The following is a 19,410-nucleotide window of genomic DNA, read 5'->3' on the forward strand; positions in this document are numbered from 1 at the left end:
CGTATGAGCAAAAAGAAACCGCGTCCCACACCCGTGCCCGCCGAGCCGATCGCCGGGCTGATCGATGCGCACACGCACCTCGCGTCCTGCGGCGCGCGCAGTGCCGAGGAAGTGGGGGCGTTCGTCGAGCGCGCCCTGGCCGCCGGGGTGGAGCGCATCTGCACCGTCGGCGACGGGCTTGAGGAGGCCGAGCTCGCGCTTCAGGCCGCGCACTTCAACGAGCGCGTGTTCGCGGCGTGCGCCATCCACCCGACGAGGGCACACGAGCTTGACGACGATGCTCGCGCCCGCCTGACCGAGATGGCCGCAGATGAGCGTTGCGTCGCGGTGGGAGAGACCGGCATCGACACGTACTGGCTGAAGCACGACGCGGAGGGCACCGCGCCGCTTGAGGTGCAGGAGGAGGCGTTTCGCTGGCACATCGACCTAGCGTGCGAGTCGGGCAAGGCGTTGATGATCCACAACCGCGAAGGCGACGCGGAGATGATGCGCATTCTTGACGACGCCCCGCGGCCCGAGCACGTGATCCTGCACTGCTTCTCCTCGCCGCTGGACGTTGCGCGCGAGGCGATCGAGCGCGGCTACGTGCTCAGCTTCGCCGGCAACGTGACCTTCAAGCGCAACGAGGAGTTGCGCGAGGCGGCGGCGCTGGCGCCGGTGGGGCAGCTGCTGGTGGAAACGGACGCGCCGTACATGACGCCGGAGCCGTTCCGCGGGGCGAAAAACGAGCCGTCGTTGATCGGGCACACGGCGAAGGTCGTGGCCGAAGCGCGCGGCATGGAAGTGGCCGATGTGGCGCGTGAGATTGCAGAGACGTTCTCGCGGGTCTACGGGGTGTGAGCTGGCACGTCGGGCCTTGAAACCCCGCGGGCGTTACCGTATCGTTACCCGGGTTATTGGCTGAACACCTTTAGCCGAGCCGACCCGTGAGGAAACACATGTCCCGTCAGATCAAGCGGATCAACCCGAAGAGCACCGCCACCAAGCGCGCCGTCGCCGGCACCGTCGCCGGCGCCGTCCTGGTCGGCGGCGCGGGCACGGCACTTGCCACCCAAAAGCAGGTCACCGTCGACGTCAACGGCGAGGAGACCAACGTGCGCACCTACGCCGCGGACGTCGCGGGCGCGCTCAACTCCGCCGGCGTCGAGGTCGCACCGGAGGACCTGGTCTACCCGGCGCCGGGGGAGAAGCTGTCCAGCGGCGACACCGTCACCGTGCGCACCGCGAAGCCGGTCGCCGTGGTCATCGACGGCGTTGCGCAGGAGATCACCTCGACCGCCGGCACCGTCGGCGAGCTGATCGACCAGGCCGGTGTTGACGGCTACTCCGCAGTGGACGTGGACCGTGACCAGCCGGTCACCGACGGCATGAACCTGAACGTGACCACCCCGAAGATCGTCGCGCTGCGCGACGGCGGCGAGCTGACCTACGTCTCAGCCGCCGCGAAGACCGTCGGCGACCTTTTTGCCGCGCGCGGCGTCACCTTCGACACCGACGACCGCCTCAACGTCGCGCTCACCGATGCCATCGTGCCCGGCATGGAGATCGTTCTCGACCGCGTCAGCACCGTGGACCGCCCGGAAACCGTCGTGGTTGAGGCCCCGGCGGAGTACGTCGACGACGATTCGCTCGACGAGGGCGAAGACGAAGTCCGCGAGAAGGGCGAGCAGGGCGAAACCAAGGTCATCCACCGCACCGTCACCGTCAACGGCAAGGTCGAGTCCGAAGGCGTGGCCGAGGAAAAGGAAGTGAAGAAGGCCAAGCCGGCGCTCATCGCGCGCGGCACGAAGCAGGCCGACAACGCCGGCAACACCGGCGCGGCCGCGCCCGCGGTGGCCTCCGGCAGCGTGTGGGATTCGCTGGCGCAGTGCGAATCCGGCGGCAACTGGGCAATCAACACCGGCAACGGCTTCTCCGGCGGCCTGCAGTTCACCCCGTCCACCTGGGCGGGCCACGGCGGCACCGCGTACGCGCCGAGCGCACACCTGGCCACCCGCGAGCAGCAGATCGCCATCGCCGAGCGCGTCCAGGCCTCCCAGGGCTGGGGCGCCTGGCCGGCCTGCACCGCCAGCCTGGGTATCCGCTAGATGGCAGAAGCGCAACTCTTAGGGCCCGCCGAGATCCGCGAGCTCGCCGCCGAGCTGGACGTCACCCCGACGAAGAAGCTGGGGCAGAACTTCCTGCACGACCCCAACACCGTGCGCCGCATCGTCGCGGCCGCGGAGCTTTCCCCCGACGACCACGTCGTCGAGGTCGGGCCCGGCCTCGGCTCGCTCACCCTGGGGCTCATCGACACCGCCCAGACCGTCACCGCGCTCGAGATCGACCCGCGCCTGGCCAGGCGCCTGCCCACAACCATCGGGGAGTTCGCCCCGGACCACGCCGATCGCCTCACCGTCTTCAACACCGACGCGCTGAAGGTCGCCCGCGCCGACTTCGACACCGCGCCGACCGCGCTGGTGGCGAACTTGCCCTACAACGTCTCGGTACCGGTGCTGCTGCATTTGTTGGCGGAGCTGCCGTCGATACGCAGGGTGCTCGTGATGGTGCAAAAGGAAGTCGCCGACAGGCTTGCCGCCCAGCCCGGCTCGAAGATCTACGGCGTGCCCAGCGTCAAGGCCGCCTTCTACGGCGACGTCTCGCGCGCCGGCACGATCGGCAAGCACGTGTTCTGGCCGGCGCCAAACATCGAGTCGGGGCTCGTGCGCATCGACGTCGCAGCCGACGCCCCGCGCGAGCTTCGCGACACCATCTTCCCGCTAGTGGACGCCGCCTTCGCCCAGCGCCGCAAGACGCTGCGCTCCACGCTGTCGGGCATCTACGGCTCGGCCGCGGCCGCCGAGGAGGCGCTGCGCGCCGCCGGCATCGACCCGGGCCTGCGCGGCGAGAAGCTCACCGTCGCAGACTTCATCCGGCTGGGGGAGGCACGCCATGGTGCGTGAGATCGTCGCCTCCGCGCCGGGCAAGGTGAACCTGCACCTCGGCGTTGGCGAGGCGCGCACGGACGGCTACCACGACCTGGTCAGCGTCTTCCACGCGGTGGACAGGCGCGAGGTGGTGCGCTTGCTTCTCGACGGCGCCCCCGTGGCCGGCCCGCCCGTCGCATCCATGCGCACCACGTTCTTCGTGGACGAGCCCGACGAGGACATCGACGGGCCAAACAACCTGGCCTGGCGCGCCGTCGAGGCCGTGGTGGCGCGCGCGGGCGTGGCGGTGCCGCGCGTGCGCATCGAGGTGGACAAGCACGTCTTCGTCGCCGGCGGCATGGCGGGCGGCTCTGCCGACGCGGCCGCCGCGCTGGTGGCGGCCAATGCGCTGGTGGCGCAGTTCGGCGAGCCGCTGCCGGATGAGAAATTGCGCGAGATCGCGGCGTCGCTCGGCGCGGACGTGCCCTTTTCGCTCATGGGCGGCACCGCGCTCGGCACCGGCCGCGGCGACAAGCTGGTGGAGATGCTCTCGCGCGGCCGGCTGCACTGGGTGTTCATCAACCCCAAAATCGGCATCAACACCGGGGGAGCGTTTGCGCTTCTCGACGACCTGCGCCACGGCAACCCCGCCCTTCTGCCTCACCTGGACGCCACCGAGCTGTCCCAGGCGCTGACCTCCGGCGACGTGGCACGCGTGGCGGCGGCGTTGCACAACGATTTGGAGGCGCCGGCGCTGTCGATGCGCCCGGTGCTCAAGCGCGTGCTTGGCGTTGCCGGGGAGGCGGGCCGATGCGCGATCGTCTCCGGCTCCGGGCCCACCGTGGCCGTGCTCTGCGACGACGCCGACGACGCGCGCTTTGCCGCCGAGCACCTGGCGGAACGCTTCGACGGCTACGAGGTCTTCGTCGCCGAAGGTCCGGACCGCGGCGCCCAAGTCGAACACGTGATCTAACTCGGGCCGGTGGTGTCGGGGAGGGCCGTAGTGTGCGGCGCATGCCCTTAATCGACGCCACACGCAACTACCTCGACGGCAACACCTCCACGGTGGAGGCGCACCTGAGCGGGTTCACCGCCGCCCCGCCCGCGGTGAAAGGTCGGCCGATTTGGGAGCACCTGCCGCGGGTAAGAAAACTCAAACGCGACGGCGCTCGATAATGCGGATATGCCGCGGTTTAAAGGTGCAATCCCACAGCGTGAAGCACTTGGCGCTATGCAAGGGCACAACCCTAAAGGCACACTGCACGGCTACGAGGGTGTCGCCCGACAAGTAATGGAGATGATCAATGACTAACGATTTTGCCCGCCCCACCGACAACGCCTTGTCGCCCCTGTCCACGGCTGACGAAGCGTTCGAGAAGCGGGAAACGCCCCACCGCAAACTCACCGTAAAACTCGACCCTGACCAGTACCAGCAGTTCCGACTTGCAGCCCTGCTCGACAATCGAACCATGACCGACGTGGTCAAGGAAAAGATTGACGAGTACCTCGCTGGCCGCAACACCGCGGCGCAATAAGTTTGCGGTACTTATCCCAACTGCACCGCAAGAAAGGCCCACCATGACAGCACTTGCCCAGCTCGCCTACCTCCGCAACGGCATGGAGGCAAAGCACTGGCTCGCCTTGAAACGCCTTGTGCGCAATGAACTCCTAGTAGACTATCTCACTCTCAGCGACGCGACTCAAGGCACCACGTCGCCCATACGGATACTCTACGAACTGTCTTTGGCCGACGCGCAAGTCGCCGTAAATGGCTCTGGCATGCCTGAAAGTGTCAACTACTGTTATGCAAACGTGAGGGCGCTTGCATCGAGCGTTCTCTCCAACCAGCTTGGCCTACCCCAGAATTTAGACGCTGAGGCCGTTCCCAGCGATACAGAACGTGCGGCACTTGCAGCAGCCCTGGCAGACGAGACGATCAGCGTCACTGTCGGCGAAGCAGTCGAATACGCTATCGCCGTACATCAGTGGAACGATGCCGAGCGCGCTCGGGCTGCTCTCTATGGCGATACGGTGGACCCTATTCATCTTCCCCCGTACCCAAATGTGGCCCAGTGGCCGCGCCTCAAATCGCCAAAGGTAAAGAATGGATAATGATGCCGCTTCGAAAAGTACAGACGCATCCAACAGTGGTGACCCTGATCTGCAATCCATACTTCGCTACCGCGAAACAGGACAACAGCGCTATCTAACGGATATCTACCAGCGCAACCGGGCACCCCTACAGAAGAGAATGGGCCACAAGTTTCATAATGCCCCCGTAGACCCGGAGGAAGTAACCCACAGGAGAAACGCCTGGCCAAGGCGGAGGAGCACCTCGCCCGCCGCGAGGGGCGGGATCCGGCGCCGTTCAAGGCGGCCTGGCAGGCCAAGGTTGCCGAGGAAAAGCGCCTGCCCGCCACCCCGCGCGCCGAGCTCACCGGCAAAGCACGGGCGCCGAGGAAGGTTGCGGCGGCGAAGTGGATACCGCGAATAGGCGAACTGCTCCAAGACGAGTTCGTCGCCGTCGACTTCGAAACCGCGAACCGGATCTCCGGCGCCTCCGCGTGCCAGGTCGCGCTGGTCAAGGTCGCCGGCGGGGAAGTGGTGGACCAGCTGTGCACCTACCTGCGCCCGCCGGAGGAATACATCCTGTTCGAGTTCAGCCACATCCACGGCATCGAGCGCGGCGACATCGAAGACGCGCCGAGCTGGTTCGACATCGCTGACCGGCTCGTGGAGTTCGTCGGCGAAGCGCCGGTGTGGGCGCACAACGCCACCTTCGACGCCGCGGTGTGGCGCGCGCTCGACCGCTACTACTTCACCGGCACGTACCCTAAGCGCTTCTACTGCACCTGCCGCCTGAGCCGGCGCCTGCTGCCGCACCTTGCGGACCACACACTGCCCACCGTCGCCGAGTACTGCGCGCCCGGGTTCACGCTCAACCACCACCGGGCGGATTCGGACGCGCTGGCGTGCGCCCACATCGTCGCCCAGCTGCAGCGCAGCCGAGGGCTGCACGCGTTGCTGCCTGCGTAAGATGGCTAGCCGATATGGCTAACCTGATCAACCTGGAAAACGTCTCCAAAACGTGGGGGCTGAAAACGCTTCTCGACGGCGTCTCGCTCGGCGTGCAGACCGGCGAGCGCATCGGCATCGTCGGCGTCAATGGCGGCGGCAAAACCACCCTGCTGGAGGTGCTCACCGGCATCGAGCCGCCGGACGCGGGGCGCGTGTCGCACACCTCGGACCTGCGCATGGCGGTGGTCACGCAGCGCTTCACGCTGGATAGCGCGCTGACGGTCGGCCAAGCCGTCGTCGAGCCGCTGGGCCTGCAGACCTTCGAGTGGGCCTCCAACGCGCGCGTGCGCGAGGTGCTGCAGGGCACCGGCGTGGCGGAGCTCGGCCTGGACACCCCGGTGGGGCAGCTCTCCGGCGGCGAGCGCAGACGCGTCAACCTCGCCGCCGCGCTCGTGCAGGATTTGGACCTGGTGGTGCTGGACGAGCCGACCAACCACCTCGACGTCGAAGGTGTGCAGTGGCTCGCCGACCACCTGCTGGCCCGCAAGGTCGCCGTCGTGGTGGTCACCCACGACCGCTGGTTCCTCGATACCGTGGCCACCCTGACCTGGGAGGTCCACGACGGCGCCGTCGACGTCTACGAGGGCGGCTACAACGACTGGACCTTCGCCCGCGCCGAGCGCGCCCGCCAGGCCGACGCCATCGAGCAGCGCCGCCAGAACCTCGCCCGCAAGGAGCTGGCGTGGCTGCGCCGCGGCGCACCTGCCCGCACCTCGAAGCCGCGCTACCGCATCGAGGCCGCCGAAGCCCTGATCAAGGACGTCCCGCCGCCGCGCGACACCGTCGAGCTCATGGCGTTTTCGAAGCAGCGCCAAGGCCGCGTGGTCATCGAACTCGAGGACGCGCGCATCGACGCCCCGGACGGCCGCACGCTCGTCGACCACCTCACCTGGCGCCTCGCCCCCGGCGAGCGCATCGGCCTCGTCGGCGTGAACGGCTCCGGCAAAACGACGCTGCTGCGCACGCTCGCCGGCGAATACCCGCTGGCCGCCGGCAAGCGCATCGAAGGCCAGACCACCCGCATCGGCTGGCTGCGCCAAGAACTCGACGACCTCGACCCGGAGCGCCGCGTCATCGATGCCGTCGAAGACGTCGCCACCTACATCAGCTTCGGCAAAAAGGAGCTGTCCGCCTCCCAGCTCGCCGAGCGCCTCGGCTTCTCCCCGAAGCGCCAGCGCACCCCCGTGCGCGACCTCTCCGGCGGCGAGCGCCGCCGCCTCCAACTCACCCGCGTGCTCATGGCCGAGCCGAACGTGCTGCTTCTCGACGAGCCCACCAACGATCTCGACATCGACACCCTCCAGGAGCTGGAGAACCTCCTCGACTCCTGGCCCGGCACCCTGGTGGTCATCTCCCACGACCGCTACCTGATCGAGCGCATCGCCGATTCCACCTACGCGTTGTTCGGCGACGGGAAGCTCACCAACCTGCCCGGCGGCATCCAGCAGTACCTGGACCAGCGCGCCGATCAGGCCCGCACTGCCGGCGTGCTGGATCTGGGGGAGGGGCAACCGGAGGCCGTCGATAAGCAGATGAGCTCCCAAGAAGAGCGCGAGCTGCAGAAGAAGATGAAGGCGCTCGAGCGCAAGATCGCCAAGGAAAACGAGCGGGCCGAAGCCCTCGAGGCGGAGATTGCCGCGCTGTCCGAGGCCGGCGACTTCGACGCCATCGGCGCCGAAACCAAAGAGCTCACCGCGGTGAAAGATGCGCGCGAGGAGCTCGAGATCGAATGGCTCGAACTCGGCGAGAAGCTCGAAGGCTAGGGTGGGGCGCATGATTTTGATAAACGTGCGATTCAAGCCCCTGCCCGAGAACGTCGAGAACTTCCGCGAGCTGGTCAAGGACTTCACCGACGCCTCCCGCGCCGAGGAAGGCAACATCTTCTTCGACTGGTACCGCAACGAAGACAACCCCGACGAATACCTGCTCATCGAAGCATTCCAGGACGACGCCGCCGAAGCCCACGTCAACTCCGACCACTTCAAGGCCGCCCAGGAATTCTTCCCCACGATCCTGAAAGAGACCCCCACCATCATCAACACCCTCATCGAGGGCAAGACCGAGTGGGACGAAATGGCGGAGTTCAGGGTCTCCTAAGGGGTAGTGCGCACGTAGCGCAAGCTACCCCCGAGGTGTGACCCGCGGGGCACCCATAGCTTACGATGTTGCGCGTCACATAAGTTTCCCGCAATCGAAAGGGGTGTCCCCGTGACCGCACCTCAACCCGCCAACGGCGGATCCACCGCGGCCGACGTGCCCGAAAAGACTCCCGCCGCGGCACGTGGCATCGGCCCCATGGTCGGCGCCATCTTCCTCATGGCGACCTCCGCCATCGGCCCCGGCTTTCTCACGCAAACCTCCGTCTTCACCGTGCAGATGGGCGCGGCGTTCGCGTTCGCGATCTTGCTGTCCATCCTGGTAGACATCGTGATCCAGCTCAACGTCTGGCGCATCCTCGGCGTGTCCGGGCTGCGCGCCAGCGAACTGGCCAACTCTGTGTTGCCCGGCCTCGGCTGGTTCTTGGCCATCCTCGTGGGCATCGGCGGCCTCGTGTTCAACATCGGCAACATCGCCGGCACCGGGCTCGGCGTGCAGGCGCTCAGCGGCGGGGCGATTGACCCGAAGATCGGCGGTGCCATCTCCGCTGTGATCGCGATTGTCGTGTTCCTGTGGAAGCGTGCGGGGGCCGCACTGGACGTCATCGTCGGCATCCTTGGCGCGCTGATGATCCTGCTCATGCTCTACGTCGCCATCTCGTCCAACCCGCCGGTGGCTGAGGCTGTGAAACAGTCGGTTGCGCCGGACGAGGTCGACTTCAAGGTCATCACCACACTCATCGGCGGCTCCATCGGCGGCTACATCGTCTTCGCCGGCGTGCACAGGCTCATCGACGCCGGCCACACCGGCCCCGACAACATGGACTACATCTCCCGCTCCGCCGTGACCGGCATTATCGTCACCGGCATCATGCGCGTGCTGCTGTTCCTCGCGGTGCTCGGTGTCGTGGCCACCGGTGTGGCACTGTCCAAGGACAACACCGCGGCCGACGTGTTCTACCAGGCCGCAGGTGAAACTGGCCGGCGCATGTTCGGGCTGGTGCTGTGGGCGGCGGGCCTATCGTCGGTGATCGGCGCGTCGTTCACTTCCATCTCGTTTTTGACCAAGCAGGGGTTCGACCCGAAGAAGCGCGGCTGGCTCACCGTCGGCTTCATCGTGATCTCGACGGTGATCTTCCTCTTCGTCGGTTCTGCCCCGCAGAAGCTTTTGATCTTTGCCGGCGCGTTCAACGGCCTGATCCTGCCGGTTGGTTTCGCGGTCGTGCTCTATGCTGGCTTCTTCCGCCGCGATCTGCTTCGCGGGTACAAGCCGCCGATGTGGATGCTCGTGCTCGGCGCCATCACGCTTATCGGGTGTGCGTGGATGGGGTGGAGCTCCATCAGCACGCTGCCGAAGCTGTGGGCGTAGTCTTGGGGCATGTACGCCTCCTACACCCCAGCGCAAGCCCGCGCGTTGTTTCGCACTACTGATGTGGCGACAACGGCGGGCTTTTCCGCTGGTTATGTCCAGGCCAATCTGATCGCGCTGGATAAAAAGTACGCGTTTGATTTCTTGTTGTTCGCGCAGCGCAACCCGAAGCCGTGCCCGCTGCTCGGGGTGCTGGAGCCGGGCGAGGTGTCGTCGCCGTTGCTCGCGGGCGGCGACATCCGCACCGACATTCCGTCCTACCGGGTGTTTTCGCACGGCTCGCTTATCGACGAACCAACGGATGCCACCGCCTACTGGACCGAGGACACTGTCGCGTTTGTAATTGGCTGCTCGTTTACGTTCGAGCAGGCTTTGGTGGACAACGGCGTGCCGGTGGCCCACATCGAGCAGGGCGTGAACGTGCCGATGTACCTGACCAACATCGACTGCGAACCGGCCGGGGTGTTCAGCGGGAAGATGGTTGTCTCCATGCGGCCCATCCCAGCGGGGCTGGTGGCGGACGCAGTGAGGATCACGTCGCGTTACCCGGCAGTGCATGGTGCCCCGGTGCATGTGGGGGAGCCGGGCTTGATCGGCATCGACGATCTGGGCGCGCCCGATTTCGGTGACGCGGTGGACATTCCCGCGGGCTGGGTGCCGGTGTTCTGGGCGTGCGGAGTGACGCCGCAGTCGATCGTGATGCACTCGAAGCCGGAGCTGGCGATCTGCCATTCGCCAGGCAAGATGCTCATCACCGACGTGCGGGATGTGGCCTACCAGGTTCCCTAAAGGGTGCCACTGTGAATAACTTTGGGGCTTCTGTGGCGAGTTATCCACAGATTTCGGTTCGGGGGGTTGTGTGGGGTTGCGCTTGTTTTAGTGTTCGTGGCATGAACCCGTTCGACGCGTTTATCGAGGCGATGGCCGCAGCATCCATGGAGACCCTGCGGCACTTCGACCTGTCTATTGCCCTGGGTGCCGGCATGGCGCCGGATCGGGCACGCGCGTGGGACGGGATGCAGAAGGTGTACTACGGGCCGACCAAATTCACCCGCAAACAGGCTTTGGCAGTACAGAAGGCCCGCGGGTTCTCCCTGGACGAGCTGGCGTTGATTGAACGCCGCGTCGGTGGTGTCAAGGACACCAGCGAGCGGTGGCGGCTGCGCTTGGAGTTGCTGGATGTGACCGGCGGGTACCGCGCGATCGAGCGCGCCGCACGAGAGTTGGTGCCCCGCGAGGACACGGCGCCGAAAAAGAAACAGGTCGCCTTCTCCGCGCCGAACAACGGCCGGGCGCGCATCACCATCTACACCACCGACCGCAAAGCCGCAGACTTAGAGCATCGCCTGCGGCAAGGCATCGACGCCACACTTCCGGCGGCGCCCCAGATGGAGGAGGCGTTCTGGCGCATCGTCGAAGGCGAAACCGGCGGAGTGGTTGCTGCGGCACCACGCCCGATTGTGATGGTGCCGATTTCTGAACACGCACGCATCCTGGCGGGCGATGGCGACGACGTCATCCTCACGCTGACCGACGGCACCACCATGACTGGCGCCGAATACCTCCAGCAAGAGTTCGGCGAGACGTTGGAGGTCGCAGCGTTCCACCCGGAGCAAGGCGCGGTGAATCTGTACGACACCGAGCGCTTCGCCAACCAGAAACAGCGCGATATGGCCTGCATGGTCTCACCCGTGTGCGCGTTCCCAGGCTGTAGGCACGGGGCGTACGGTGCGGAGATCCACCACGTGGACGCGTGGAAACACGGCGGCTACACCAACATTGACAACCTCGTGCCGCTATGCCGCTACCACAACCGGGTCAACGACGACGACCCCTGGCGCAAGAGCCGCGGCCACATCGCGATGATCAGGGGCGCACCGTGGTGGGTCTCACCGCGGGGGTATCACCTGAAAAACACCGACCGCGGAGCACTCGACCAACTCTTCGGCTAGACGTTGTCGATGATGACCTTCATCGCCTGGTGCTCGTCGGCATGCGAGAACGTCTCCCATGCCTCGCCGAGCTGGTCCCACGTGAAGTGGTGGGTAGCCAGAGACTTGATGGGCAGGTCCGAGTTCTGGACTGCCTTAAGCAGCATGCCTGTGGTGTTTGCGTTGACGAGACCGGTGGTCACGGTGAGATTTTTGATCCACATCTCCTGGAGCGGAAACTCCACCGGTTTCCCGTGCACGCCGACGACAGCAATGTTTCCGCCTTCCTTGACGTTGTCGGCGCATGTTTTCCATGTTGCAGGCAGACCGACTGCCTCGATGGCGGTGTCCACGCCCCGCCCTTCGGTGATGTCGCCGACACGGGCGTTGACATCATCGCTTGCGGGGTTGAGGGTGTGGGTTGCGCCCATTTCGCGGGCTTTGGCGAGGCGGTTATCGTCCATGTCCACGACTGTGATGGTGGCGGGGGAGTAGAACTGGGATGTGAGCAGCACGCCCATGCCGACTGGGCCTGCGCCGACGATCATGACGTCGCTGCCCGGGGTGACGCTGCCGTATTGGACTCCGATTTCGTGTCCGGTGGGCAAGGCGTCGGAAAGGAACACTGCGACTTCTTTGTCCAGTGTGTCCGGCAGGTGGTAGAGGGAGGTGTCGGCAAACGGGGTGCGCACGTACTCGGCGAGAGTGCCGTCGATCATGTAGCCGAGAATCCAGGATCCACCGTTCTGGCAGTGGCTGTAAAGCTGCTTTTGGCAGTTCTCGCACGCGCCGCATCGGGAAACGCACGAGACAAGTACTTTGTCGCCGGGTTGGAAGTTTTGCACTGCCTCGCCGACGGCTTCGACGGTGCCGATGCCTTCGTGGCCGAGGATGCGTCCGTTCCATTCGCCTGTGCGCTCGCGTTCGCGTTCCTCAATTTCGGGGTTTTTGCCATGGAAGATGCCGAGGTCGGTGCCGCAGATGGTGGTGGTGTCGATGCGGATGATCGCATCGGTGGGCTCCAAGATGGTCGGCACAGGGCGCGTGTCGACGCGCACGTCGCCCTCGCCGAAGTAGGTGAGTGCCTGCATTGTCTCAGCCATGATAGGGGTCCTTTCGCTGGTGTGGCTTCAGACACCCTCATCGTATGTCAGTGACCGCGCTCATATCTAGGAAATCGTCGCGATGGTGGCGTTCGCCTTCACGCGCTCGCCCTGCTGTGCGGCAAGCGAGATCTGCCCGTCGCGAGGCGCTTTGAGCTGCGATTCCATCTTCATCGCCTCGACGGTCGCAATGGCATCGCCCTTGGCAACGACGTCGCCGTCGGCGACCAGCCATTCCACGATGGTGGCCTCGTACTTCGACGTCACCGCGCCAGCCTCGTCGCCGGAGGGGGCGGCAGCGTCAGCCGCAGCTGGGGCAGCGCCGCCGCCGAGCAGCGCGACGGGGAAGCCGATGGTGTGCAGGCGCCCGTCGATCTCGATAACGACGTCGCGGCGCTCGTCGTAGATGTGCTCGATGTCCACGTCACTGTGTTTTTGCGACGGCGAGTAGTTGTGGTCCACCCAGTCGGTGTAGACGTCGAGGCTGTCGCCGGTGATCTCGGGCGCGTCGACCATGTCGCGGTGGAACGGCAGCACGGTGCGCACGCCTTCGATGACGAACTCGCTGAGCGCCTGCTGCGCCCGCTTCAACGCGGTGTCGCGGTCCGGCCCCCAGACGACGAGCTTGCCCATGAGCGAGTCGTAGTACGGCGGGATTTGGCCGCCGGTGCGCACGCCGGTGTCGATGCGCACGCCGGGGCCGGTGGGCACGTCGAAACGCGTCACGGTGCCGGGCGAGGGGGCGAAGCCGTTGGTGACGTCCTCGGCGTTTATGCGGAACTCGAAAGCATGCCCGTGGATGTCTGGGTCGGCCTCGCCGAAGGACAGCGGGAGCCCATCCGCGATGCGGAACTGCTCGGCGATGATGTCCACGCCGGTGACGGCCTCGGTGATGGGGTGCTCGACCTGGACGCGGGTGTTGACCTCCAAAAACGACACGGTGCCGTCTTCGGAGACGATGTACTCGACGGTGCCGGCGGACTGGTAGTTCGCCTTGCGGATGATCTCGCGGGCGCCCTCTTCGATGGCGGTGCGCTGCTCGTCGGTCAAAAACGGCGCGGGAGCTTCCTCGATGAGTTTTTGGAAGCGGCGCTGGGTGGAGCAGTCGCGGGTGCCGAGGACTGCGACGTTGCCGTGCGCGTCGGCAAGCACTTGCGCCTCGACGTGGCGCGGGTGGGTGAGGAACTTCTCCACGTAGCACTCGCCGCGGCCGAACGCTTCCTTCGCCTCGCGGCCGGCGGACGCGAAGCCTTCCTCGATGTCGGCTTCGTCGAAGACGACCTTCAGGCCGCGGCCGCCGCCGCCGAACGCCGCCTTAATCGCGATCGGCATGCCGTGTGCGTCGGCAAAGTCGCGGGCTTCCTCCCAGGTGGACAGCGGCTCGCCGGTGCCGGGGGCGAGCGGGGCGTCGACCTCGACGGCAAGGGCGCGGGCGGAGAGTTTGTCGCCGAGCAGCTCGATGGCCTCGGGCGACGGGCCGATCCATTTCAGCCCGGCCTCCTCGACGGTGCGGGCGAAGTCGGCGTTTTCGGACAAAAAGCCGTAGCCGGGGTGGAGGCAGTCGGCGCCGGCACGGTGCGCGATCTCGATGAGCGCCGGGATGTTCATGTACGTCTCGGCGGAGGTGTTGCCCGGCAGTAGGTACGCCTCGTCGGCGACCTGGGTGTGGAGTGCGCCGGTGTCGGGCTCGGAGTAGACGGCGATGGAGCGGATGCCCAAGTCGCGGGCGGTGCGTGCGATACGCACGGCGATCTCTCCGCGGTTGGCGATCAGTACGGCAGAAAGAGTCATTCCTTAACCTTCCAGGGTGTAGCGCTCGAAGCGGAGTTTTCCGCCGGGCGGGAGTTGTGCGGCGATGTCGACGTCTTCGTTGATCACGGTCGCGATGACAGGGTATCCGCCGGTCACGGCGTGGTCGCGCAGGAAGAGCACGGGCTGGCCGGACGGGGGGATCTGCACGGAGCCTGCGACCATGCCTTCGCTGGGCAGCTCGCCGTCGCGCGAGCGGGTCAGGGGCGCGTCGGATTCGAGGCGCAGGCCCACGCGGTTGGAGTCGCCGGTGACGGTGAAGGTGGTGGCGAAGAACCGGTCCACGGCGTCCGCGTCGAACCAGTCGTCGCGGGGGCCGAGGACGCAGCGCACTACGCCGACGACGTCGGCGCCGTCGCGTTCGACGCGCAGCGGGTTGGACAGAAGCGAGTTCGCGGACTGCGGCGGGGTCAGCGACATGGCGATGGTGTCGCCGGCGGCAAGCGGCTTCGGGCCGAGGCCGGAGAGCATGTCGGTGGCCGCCGAGTCCAGTTCGGTGTCGGCGATGAGCCCGCCGCGCACGGCGACGTAGGTGCGGAAACCCAGGCGTGCCGGCTTGACGACGACCTCCGCGCCGGCCGGCACGATCGTTGGGGTGGCCAGGGGGGCGGGCCTGCCGCCGACGGTGACGTCGGCGTCGGCGCCGGTGACGCAGATGACGGTCTCGGCTAGAGCGGTCATGGTCAGCCCGCCGACGTTTTCTAAAAGCGTGGCGTTGCGTTTGTTGCCTACTGCGGCGTTGGCGGTGCGGGCGGAGGCGCGGTCGGAGGAGCCGGATGTGGTCACCCCGAGGTTGCCGTTGCCTTGGCGGCCGAGGTCTTGGTACAGGGTCTGCAGCCCGGCGTCGTCCAGCGTGAACACGGGCCTGCGCGGCGGTGTGGCCAGGTGCTTGCGCGCGGTTTGCGTGTCCGCCGGCAGGGTGTCTACGGCGCGGTAGTGCACGCGGTCGCCGGGGGCGACGAGCGCGGGCGGGGTGGCGGTGGAGTCCCACATCGGGGTGGCGGTGGTGCCTATGAGCTGCCAGCCGCCGGGGGAGGTGCGCGGGTAGACGGCGGAGAATTCGCCGGCCAGGGCGACGGCGCCTGCGGGTACGGCGGTGCGGGGCGAGTCGCGGCGCGGGATTTCCAGCGCGCGCGAGGCGTCTTCTGGCACGCAGTAGGTGAATCCGGGGGCGAATCCGCCGAAGGCGGCGACCCAGGTGGTGGAGGTGTGCCATTCGATCAGCTCGTCCGCGCTCATGCCTAGCGACGACGCCAGCGCTTCGACGTCTTCGCCGTCGTATCGCACGTCAATGTTGATGTCGCGCGGGGTGCCCATGTCGGCGGCGTCGGGGGAGTAGGAGGCCAGCACGTCCACGGCCTTGGTGGTGGCGGTTGGCGAGTCGAAGGTCACCAGCACAGTGCGGGCGGCGGCGACGACATCGGTTTGGTGCTCCAGTGGGGAGGCAGTAAGTGCCGCGTAGAAGTCCATGACGGTTTGTAGGTCTGGCAGATCCACGATGAGGGCGCGGGTGCCGACGCGTTTGATGTTTCTCACAGGACGGCCTCGATGCGGATGCCTTCGTCGGCAAGCTTGCGCACGACGCTGCGGGTCAGTTCGACGGAGCCGGGGGAGTCGCCGTGGACGCAGACCGATTCGGCTTGGACTTTGACTTCGGTGCCGTCGATGGCGGTGACGGATCCGGTGGAGGCGACTTGGAGCACTCGCTTAGCGACGTCCTGCGGGTCGTGCATGACCGCACCCGGCTCACGCCGCGACACGAGCGTGCCGTCCGGGTTGTAGCCGCGGTCCGCGAACGCCTCGCGGATGACGCGCAGGCCGGCCTTCTCGGCGATGTCGACGGCGACGCCGCCGGGTAGCAGCATCACGGCAAGGTCGGGGCTGAACGCTTTGATGCCGTCGATGACCGCTTTGGCGTGCGCTTCGTGGTGGACGATCGTGTTGTAGAGCGCGCCGTGCGGTTTGACGTAGCGCACCTGCATGCCGTGGACGCGGGCGAGCGCGTCGAGGGCGCCGATTTGGTAGAGCGTCTCGTCGGCGAGTTCTGCCGGGGCGTAGTCGATGAAGCGGCGGCCGAAGCCTGCCGGGTCGTTGTAGGCAACGTGGGCGCCGAGGGTCACGTCGTGGGCGGCTGCGTTTTTCAAGGTGCCGGCGATGGAGTGGGGGTCTCCTGCGTGGAAGCCGGTGGCGACGTTGGCGCTGGAGACCATCTCCAGCATGGCTGCGTCGTCAGCGACCGGGTTGCCCGCGGTGGTCTCCCCGAGGTCGGCATTGAGGTCGATATGCATGGCCCTAGTTATACAACCTGGCGCATGTGATCTTGCACTCAGGTTGGGCCGGGGGTGGTTTAGACGGCTCCGTTGTTGATCTTCTCGATCATCTCGATGATCGCCTCGGCCTGTTCCATCAGCTGCACCTGGAGGTAGTCGGAGGCGGCTTGGCGGTCGCCGGACTGGACCAGTTCGACGACGTGCTCGTTGACCTCGATGAAGCCGCGGTTGAACGCCGGGTCGCGCTCCAGGATGGGCAGGGTGGCCAGGCGGAGGAAGGCGTCGAGCTGGTCCATGGTGTCGCCGAGGGTTTTCGAGCCCATCGCGGCGAGCACGACGTGGTGGAAGGCTTGGTTGACGGCGATGAGCAGGTCGTCGTCTTCTTCCTCGATGGCGACGCGGGCTTCCTTGTTCAGCTCGTCGAGGCGGTCGACGTCCAGGTCCGGGCCCCACAACAGCGCGGCCGGCTCAATGGCGGCGCGGGCGCGGAAGGTGTCGGTGACGAACTCCGGCGTCGGGGTGGCCAAGAACACGCCGCGGTTGGGGATGCGTTCGCAGAGACCTTCAGCGGTCAGCATGGCGAATGCTTCACGCAACGTGTTGCGGGAAACGCCGAAACGCTCGGCGAGGGCGACCTCGTTGAGCTTTTGCCCGGGAGCGAATTCGCCGCGTGAGATCGCGCGGCGGACCTCGGCGGAAACGTTGTGTGCAAGCATGGCATCCGTATTGAAATCAGTTGTCGCCTACTGCGTTTGCGCAGGTGGGTGACCGTATTGGTTAGAACTAGAGAGAGTATATCGCATTTATTGTTCAACAATGCACCCGTAATCCCATATTGCACTTTCTTCTCAGGTTCTTGTGCGTTTTTAGTGCTCACGGCACCTGCGGGTACGGTTACACCCATGAGCCACGACAAGAAACCGCCGAAACTGTCCAAGAAGGCCTACGAGAAGGAACTGCTGCGCCTGCAGGCAGAGCTCGTAGCGATGCAGCAGTGGGTGGTGGAAAACGGCGAGCGTGTGGTCATTGTCATGGAGGGCCGCGACGCGGCGGGCAAGGGTTCCGCAATCAAGCGCATCACCCAGTACATGAACCCGCGCACCTGCCGCATTGAGGCGCTGCCGAAGCCGACGGAGCGCGAGCAGGGCCAGTGGTACTTCCAGCGCTACGTGGAGAAGCTGCCGACGGCCGGCGAGATCGTCATCTTCGACCGTTCCTGGTACAACCGCGCCGGCGTGGAGCGCGTGATGGGGTTCGCGTCGTCGCAGGAGTACCGCCGCTTCCTGCACCAGGCGCCGATCTTCGAGCGTCTGCTGGTTGAGGACGGCATCATGTTGCGCAAGTACTGGTTCTCGGTTTCCGACGAGGAGCAGTACAAGCGTTTCCAGTCCCGCCGCAACGATCCTCTGCGTCAGTGGAAACTCTCGCCGATGGACCTGGAGTCCATCACAAAGTGGGAGGACTACTCCCGCGCGAAGGACGAGATGTTCGTTCACACCGACATTCCGTCGGCGCCGTGGTACACGGTGGAAAGCGAGGACAAGAAGCGCTCGCGCATCAACGTCATTTCGCACCTTTTGTCCACTATCCCGTACGAGCACACTAAGCCGGACCTGCCGGAGATCCCGGAGCGCCCGGAGACCACGGACTATGAGCGTCCGCCTCGCGACGAGTTCCGCTACGTCCCCGACGTCGCCGCCGAGTTGGAGAAGCGCAAAGTGGGCAAGGGCAGCAAGAAGAAAAAGAGAAAGTAGTTACCGGGGCAGCCACTGCGCAAGGAGCGCCCGGACCGGGGTAAGGGTTGATGCGTAGGCGAGACTGCCAAGTACGGCGAGCACGCCCACGGCGATGCCCGCGATCGCCCCAGGGCTGAGAGCAGTCGCCCCGAATGTCACGTTGAGATCCACTTCAGAGTCTTTTAGCAACGTGCCCTTCGGGTAGTGCCTGAGGGACTTCTCCATGCCGGTATCCGACACCGTTGTCCGGTTGTGCTCTGTCACTCGTTTCGGCGGGGTGATCTCGCTGCCGAGTGTGAAGGTGACCAGCGGCTCGTCGTCCCCCTTGGCACCGACTGGCTTGTACGTCTTGTTCGCGACCCCGGCGAGGAGGTAGTCGCCGTACAAAGTGGCGTTTTTTCCCTCCACCTTCAGCTTGAGGTCCGAGTACTTTACATCTACGGCCCAGCCGTCGTAGCCACCCGCATTCTTGTATCCCTGTACCTGCGCTGAGCCGTCGAGCGCGAATGTCCACGTCTTTCCGGTCCGCGTCGCGGAGGTGACCGGGAAGGAGAATTCAAGCGCTTCCTGGTTCCACGTCGCGCCCCCGCCTGTGAGCACGCGACCTTGACCTTTAATGACGGCCTGATTCAGAAAACCGGTGGAAATGGGCCACACAAATTCGCCGCCAACCTCGGCGGGCTCAGCGGAGGAGCTTTCGGCGGCGGCAGGAATTGCCAGCGCAGTGGCGAATATAAGCGCGGAGAACCCCGCCGCAGCGGCGTTTCGGGAGATGAGCATTGAGGCGAATCCTGTTCGAATCAAATGAGGGCCTCGCCGGACGACGGGGCTCTTGGGACAGTGTTTAACGCACCAGTTGGGGCAGTTGTGGAGGCTTGATGCCGAGGATTGACGCGGCCCCCTGTATGAGGGCGCCGAGCGCGAACCCTAAACCGGTGAAAGCCATCGCCAGTGCGATTGCCCGCGTGGCTTGCGTAGCCGGCGAGCCGTCGTCTGTCGAGGAAATCTCCGTGAAAGTGTCTTCCTCCGCAGTTTGGCCTTCAGTGACGGCGGGGGAGCAAAGCAATAGCACCACCGCCACCGCGGTGGACAATCGCGCCTTGCACATGGAC

Annotated in this window: 21 protein-coding genes; 14 read left to right on the forward strand and 7 right to left on the reverse strand. The window is 65.9% G+C overall.

The genetic code is table 11. The annotated features are described in order from the left end of the window. Nucleotides 1–3 precede the first annotated feature (3 nt). The 13 genes from MHY23_RS09185 (at nt 4) to MHY23_RS09245 (ending at nt 11,401) form a co-directional block, all read left to right on the forward strand. Nucleotides 4–840, forward strand: a complete 837-nt coding sequence (locus MHY23_RS09185) for a TatD family hydrolase (protein WP_239307292.1) — start codon at nt 4–6, stop codon at nt 838–840. Nucleotides 841–938: 98 nt separating this feature from the next. Beyond that, nucleotides 939–2,087: a resuscitation-promoting factor gene (locus MHY23_RS09190; RefSeq protein WP_239307293.1), complete on the forward strand. Its 1,149-nt coding sequence runs from the start codon at nt 939–941 to the stop codon at nt 2,085–2,087. Continuing rightward, nucleotides 2,088–2,942 (forward strand): 16S rRNA (adenine(1518)-N(6)/adenine(1519)-N(6))-dimethyltransferase RsmA, encoded by an 855-nt coding sequence (gene rsmA / locus MHY23_RS09195; RefSeq protein ID WP_239307294.1) that lies wholly within the window; start codon nt 2,088–2,090, stop codon nt 2,940–2,942. After that, on the forward strand, nt 2,932–3,879 hold the full coding sequence (locus MHY23_RS09200) for a 4-(cytidine 5'-diphospho)-2-C-methyl-D-erythritol kinase (protein ID WP_239307295.1): 948 nt from the start codon (nt 2,932–2,934) through the stop codon (nt 3,877–3,879). Before rsmA ends, MHY23_RS09200 begins: the two co-directional genes overlap by 11 nt. A gap of 41 nt (nt 3,880–3,920) precedes the next feature. Beyond that, complete coding sequence (locus MHY23_RS09205) at nt 3,921–4,082, forward strand: hypothetical protein (protein WP_239307296.1); 162 nt, start codon at nt 3,921–3,923, stop codon at nt 4,080–4,082. A 128-nt stretch (nt 4,083–4,210) separates the two neighbouring features. Beyond that, entirely contained in the window at nt 4,211–4,441 is a 231-nt protein-coding gene (locus MHY23_RS09210) for a hypothetical protein (RefSeq protein ID WP_239307297.1), read from the forward strand. A gap of 43 nt (nt 4,442–4,484) precedes the next feature. Beyond that, nucleotides 4,485–5,018, forward strand: coding sequence for a hypothetical protein (locus tag MHY23_RS09215; protein ID WP_239307298.1), 534 nt, complete (start codon nt 4,485–4,487; stop codon nt 5,016–5,018). Nucleotides 5,019–5,405: 387 nt separating this feature from the next. Continuing rightward, entirely contained in the window at nt 5,406–5,942 is a 537-nt protein-coding gene (locus tag MHY23_RS09220) for an exonuclease domain-containing protein (RefSeq protein ID WP_255714009.1), read from the forward strand. A gap of 14 nt (nt 5,943–5,956) precedes the next feature. Next, nucleotides 5,957–7,747: an ABC-F family ATP-binding cassette domain-containing protein gene (locus tag MHY23_RS09225; protein ID WP_239307299.1), complete on the forward strand. Its 1,791-nt coding sequence runs from the start codon at nt 5,957–5,959 to the stop codon at nt 7,745–7,747. A 10-nt stretch (nt 7,748–7,757) separates the two neighbouring features. Next, nucleotides 7,758–8,081, forward strand: a complete 324-nt coding sequence (locus MHY23_RS09230) for a putative quinol monooxygenase (protein ID WP_239307300.1) — start codon at nt 7,758–7,760, stop codon at nt 8,079–8,081. A 198-nt stretch (nt 8,082–8,279) separates the two neighbouring features. Next, nucleotides 8,280–9,449, forward strand: coding sequence for an NRAMP family divalent metal transporter (locus MHY23_RS09235; RefSeq protein ID WP_070473064.1), 1,170 nt, complete (start codon nt 8,280–8,282; stop codon nt 9,447–9,449). Nucleotides 9,450–9,458: 9 nt separating this feature from the next. Further along, complete coding sequence (locus tag MHY23_RS09240; protein ID WP_070472785.1) at nt 9,459–10,238, forward strand: putative hydro-lyase; 780 nt, start codon at nt 9,459–9,461, stop codon at nt 10,236–10,238. 101 nt (nt 10,239–10,339) lie between these two features. Further along, nucleotides 10,340–11,401 (forward strand): HNH endonuclease signature motif containing protein, encoded by a 1,062-nt coding sequence (locus MHY23_RS09245; RefSeq protein WP_239307301.1) that lies wholly within the window; start codon nt 10,340–10,342, stop codon nt 11,399–11,401. Here MHY23_RS09245 and MHY23_RS09250 read toward each other — a convergent pair. The 5 genes from MHY23_RS09250 to MHY23_RS09270 all read right to left on the reverse strand — a co-directional run bounded on the left by MHY23_RS09250 (nt 11,398) and on the right by MHY23_RS09270 (nt 17,278). Then, the gene (locus MHY23_RS09250) at nt 11,398–12,483 is read right to left on the reverse strand and encodes a zinc-dependent alcohol dehydrogenase family protein (protein ID WP_070472783.1); all 1,086 of its coding nucleotides are present in this window, start codon (nt 12,481–12,483) and stop codon (nt 11,398–11,400) included. The genes MHY23_RS09245 and MHY23_RS09250 overlap by 4 nt on opposite strands. Before the next feature lie 66 nt (nt 12,484–12,549). Next, the gene (locus MHY23_RS09255; RefSeq protein ID WP_239307302.1) at nt 12,550–14,274 is read right to left on the reverse strand and encodes a biotin carboxylase N-terminal domain-containing protein; all 1,725 of its coding nucleotides are present in this window, start codon (nt 14,272–14,274) and stop codon (nt 12,550–12,552) included. A 3-nt stretch (nt 14,275–14,277) separates the two neighbouring features. Continuing rightward, a complete protein-coding gene (locus MHY23_RS09260) occupies nt 14,278–15,828 on the reverse strand; it encodes a carboxyltransferase domain-containing protein (RefSeq protein WP_370645839.1) in 1,551 nt (516 codons plus the stop codon). After that, nucleotides 15,825–16,580, reverse strand: coding sequence for a LamB/YcsF family protein (locus tag MHY23_RS09265; RefSeq protein WP_239307303.1), 756 nt, complete (start codon nt 16,578–16,580; stop codon nt 15,825–15,827). Before MHY23_RS09265 ends, MHY23_RS09260 begins: the two co-directional genes overlap by 4 nt. Before the next feature lie 59 nt (nt 16,581–16,639). Continuing rightward, nucleotides 16,640–17,278 (reverse strand): GntR family transcriptional regulator, encoded by a 639-nt coding sequence (locus tag MHY23_RS09270; protein ID WP_239307304.1) that lies wholly within the window; start codon nt 17,276–17,278, stop codon nt 16,640–16,642. Nucleotides 17,279–17,464: 186 nt separating this feature from the next. Between MHY23_RS09270 and ppk2 the strand changes: the two genes are divergently transcribed. After that, nucleotides 17,465–18,316 carry a polyphosphate kinase 2 gene (ppk2, locus tag MHY23_RS09275; RefSeq protein WP_239307305.1) on the forward strand — a complete coding sequence of 284 codons (852 nt, stop codon included), beginning with the start codon at nt 17,465–17,467 and terminating at the stop codon, nt 18,314–18,316. Here the strand turns inward: ppk2 and MHY23_RS09280 are convergent, their stop codons facing one another. Together MHY23_RS09280 and MHY23_RS09285 are read right to left on the reverse strand one after the other, a co-directional pair. Then, a complete protein-coding gene (locus tag MHY23_RS09280) occupies nt 18,317–19,078 on the reverse strand; it encodes an HtaA domain-containing protein (RefSeq protein ID WP_070472765.1) in 762 nt (253 codons plus the stop codon). Nucleotides 19,079–19,142: 64 nt separating this feature from the next. Continuing rightward, a complete protein-coding gene (locus MHY23_RS09285; RefSeq protein WP_239307306.1) occupies nt 19,143–19,406 on the reverse strand; it encodes a hypothetical protein in 264 nt (87 codons plus the stop codon). Nucleotides 19,407–19,410 lie beyond the last annotated feature (4 nt).

The organism is Corynebacterium sp. ACRQP, from assembly GCF_022345915.1.
In the GTDB taxonomy this organism is placed as follows: Bacteria; Actinomycetota; Actinomycetes; order Mycobacteriales; family Mycobacteriaceae; genus Corynebacterium; species Corynebacterium lehmanniae.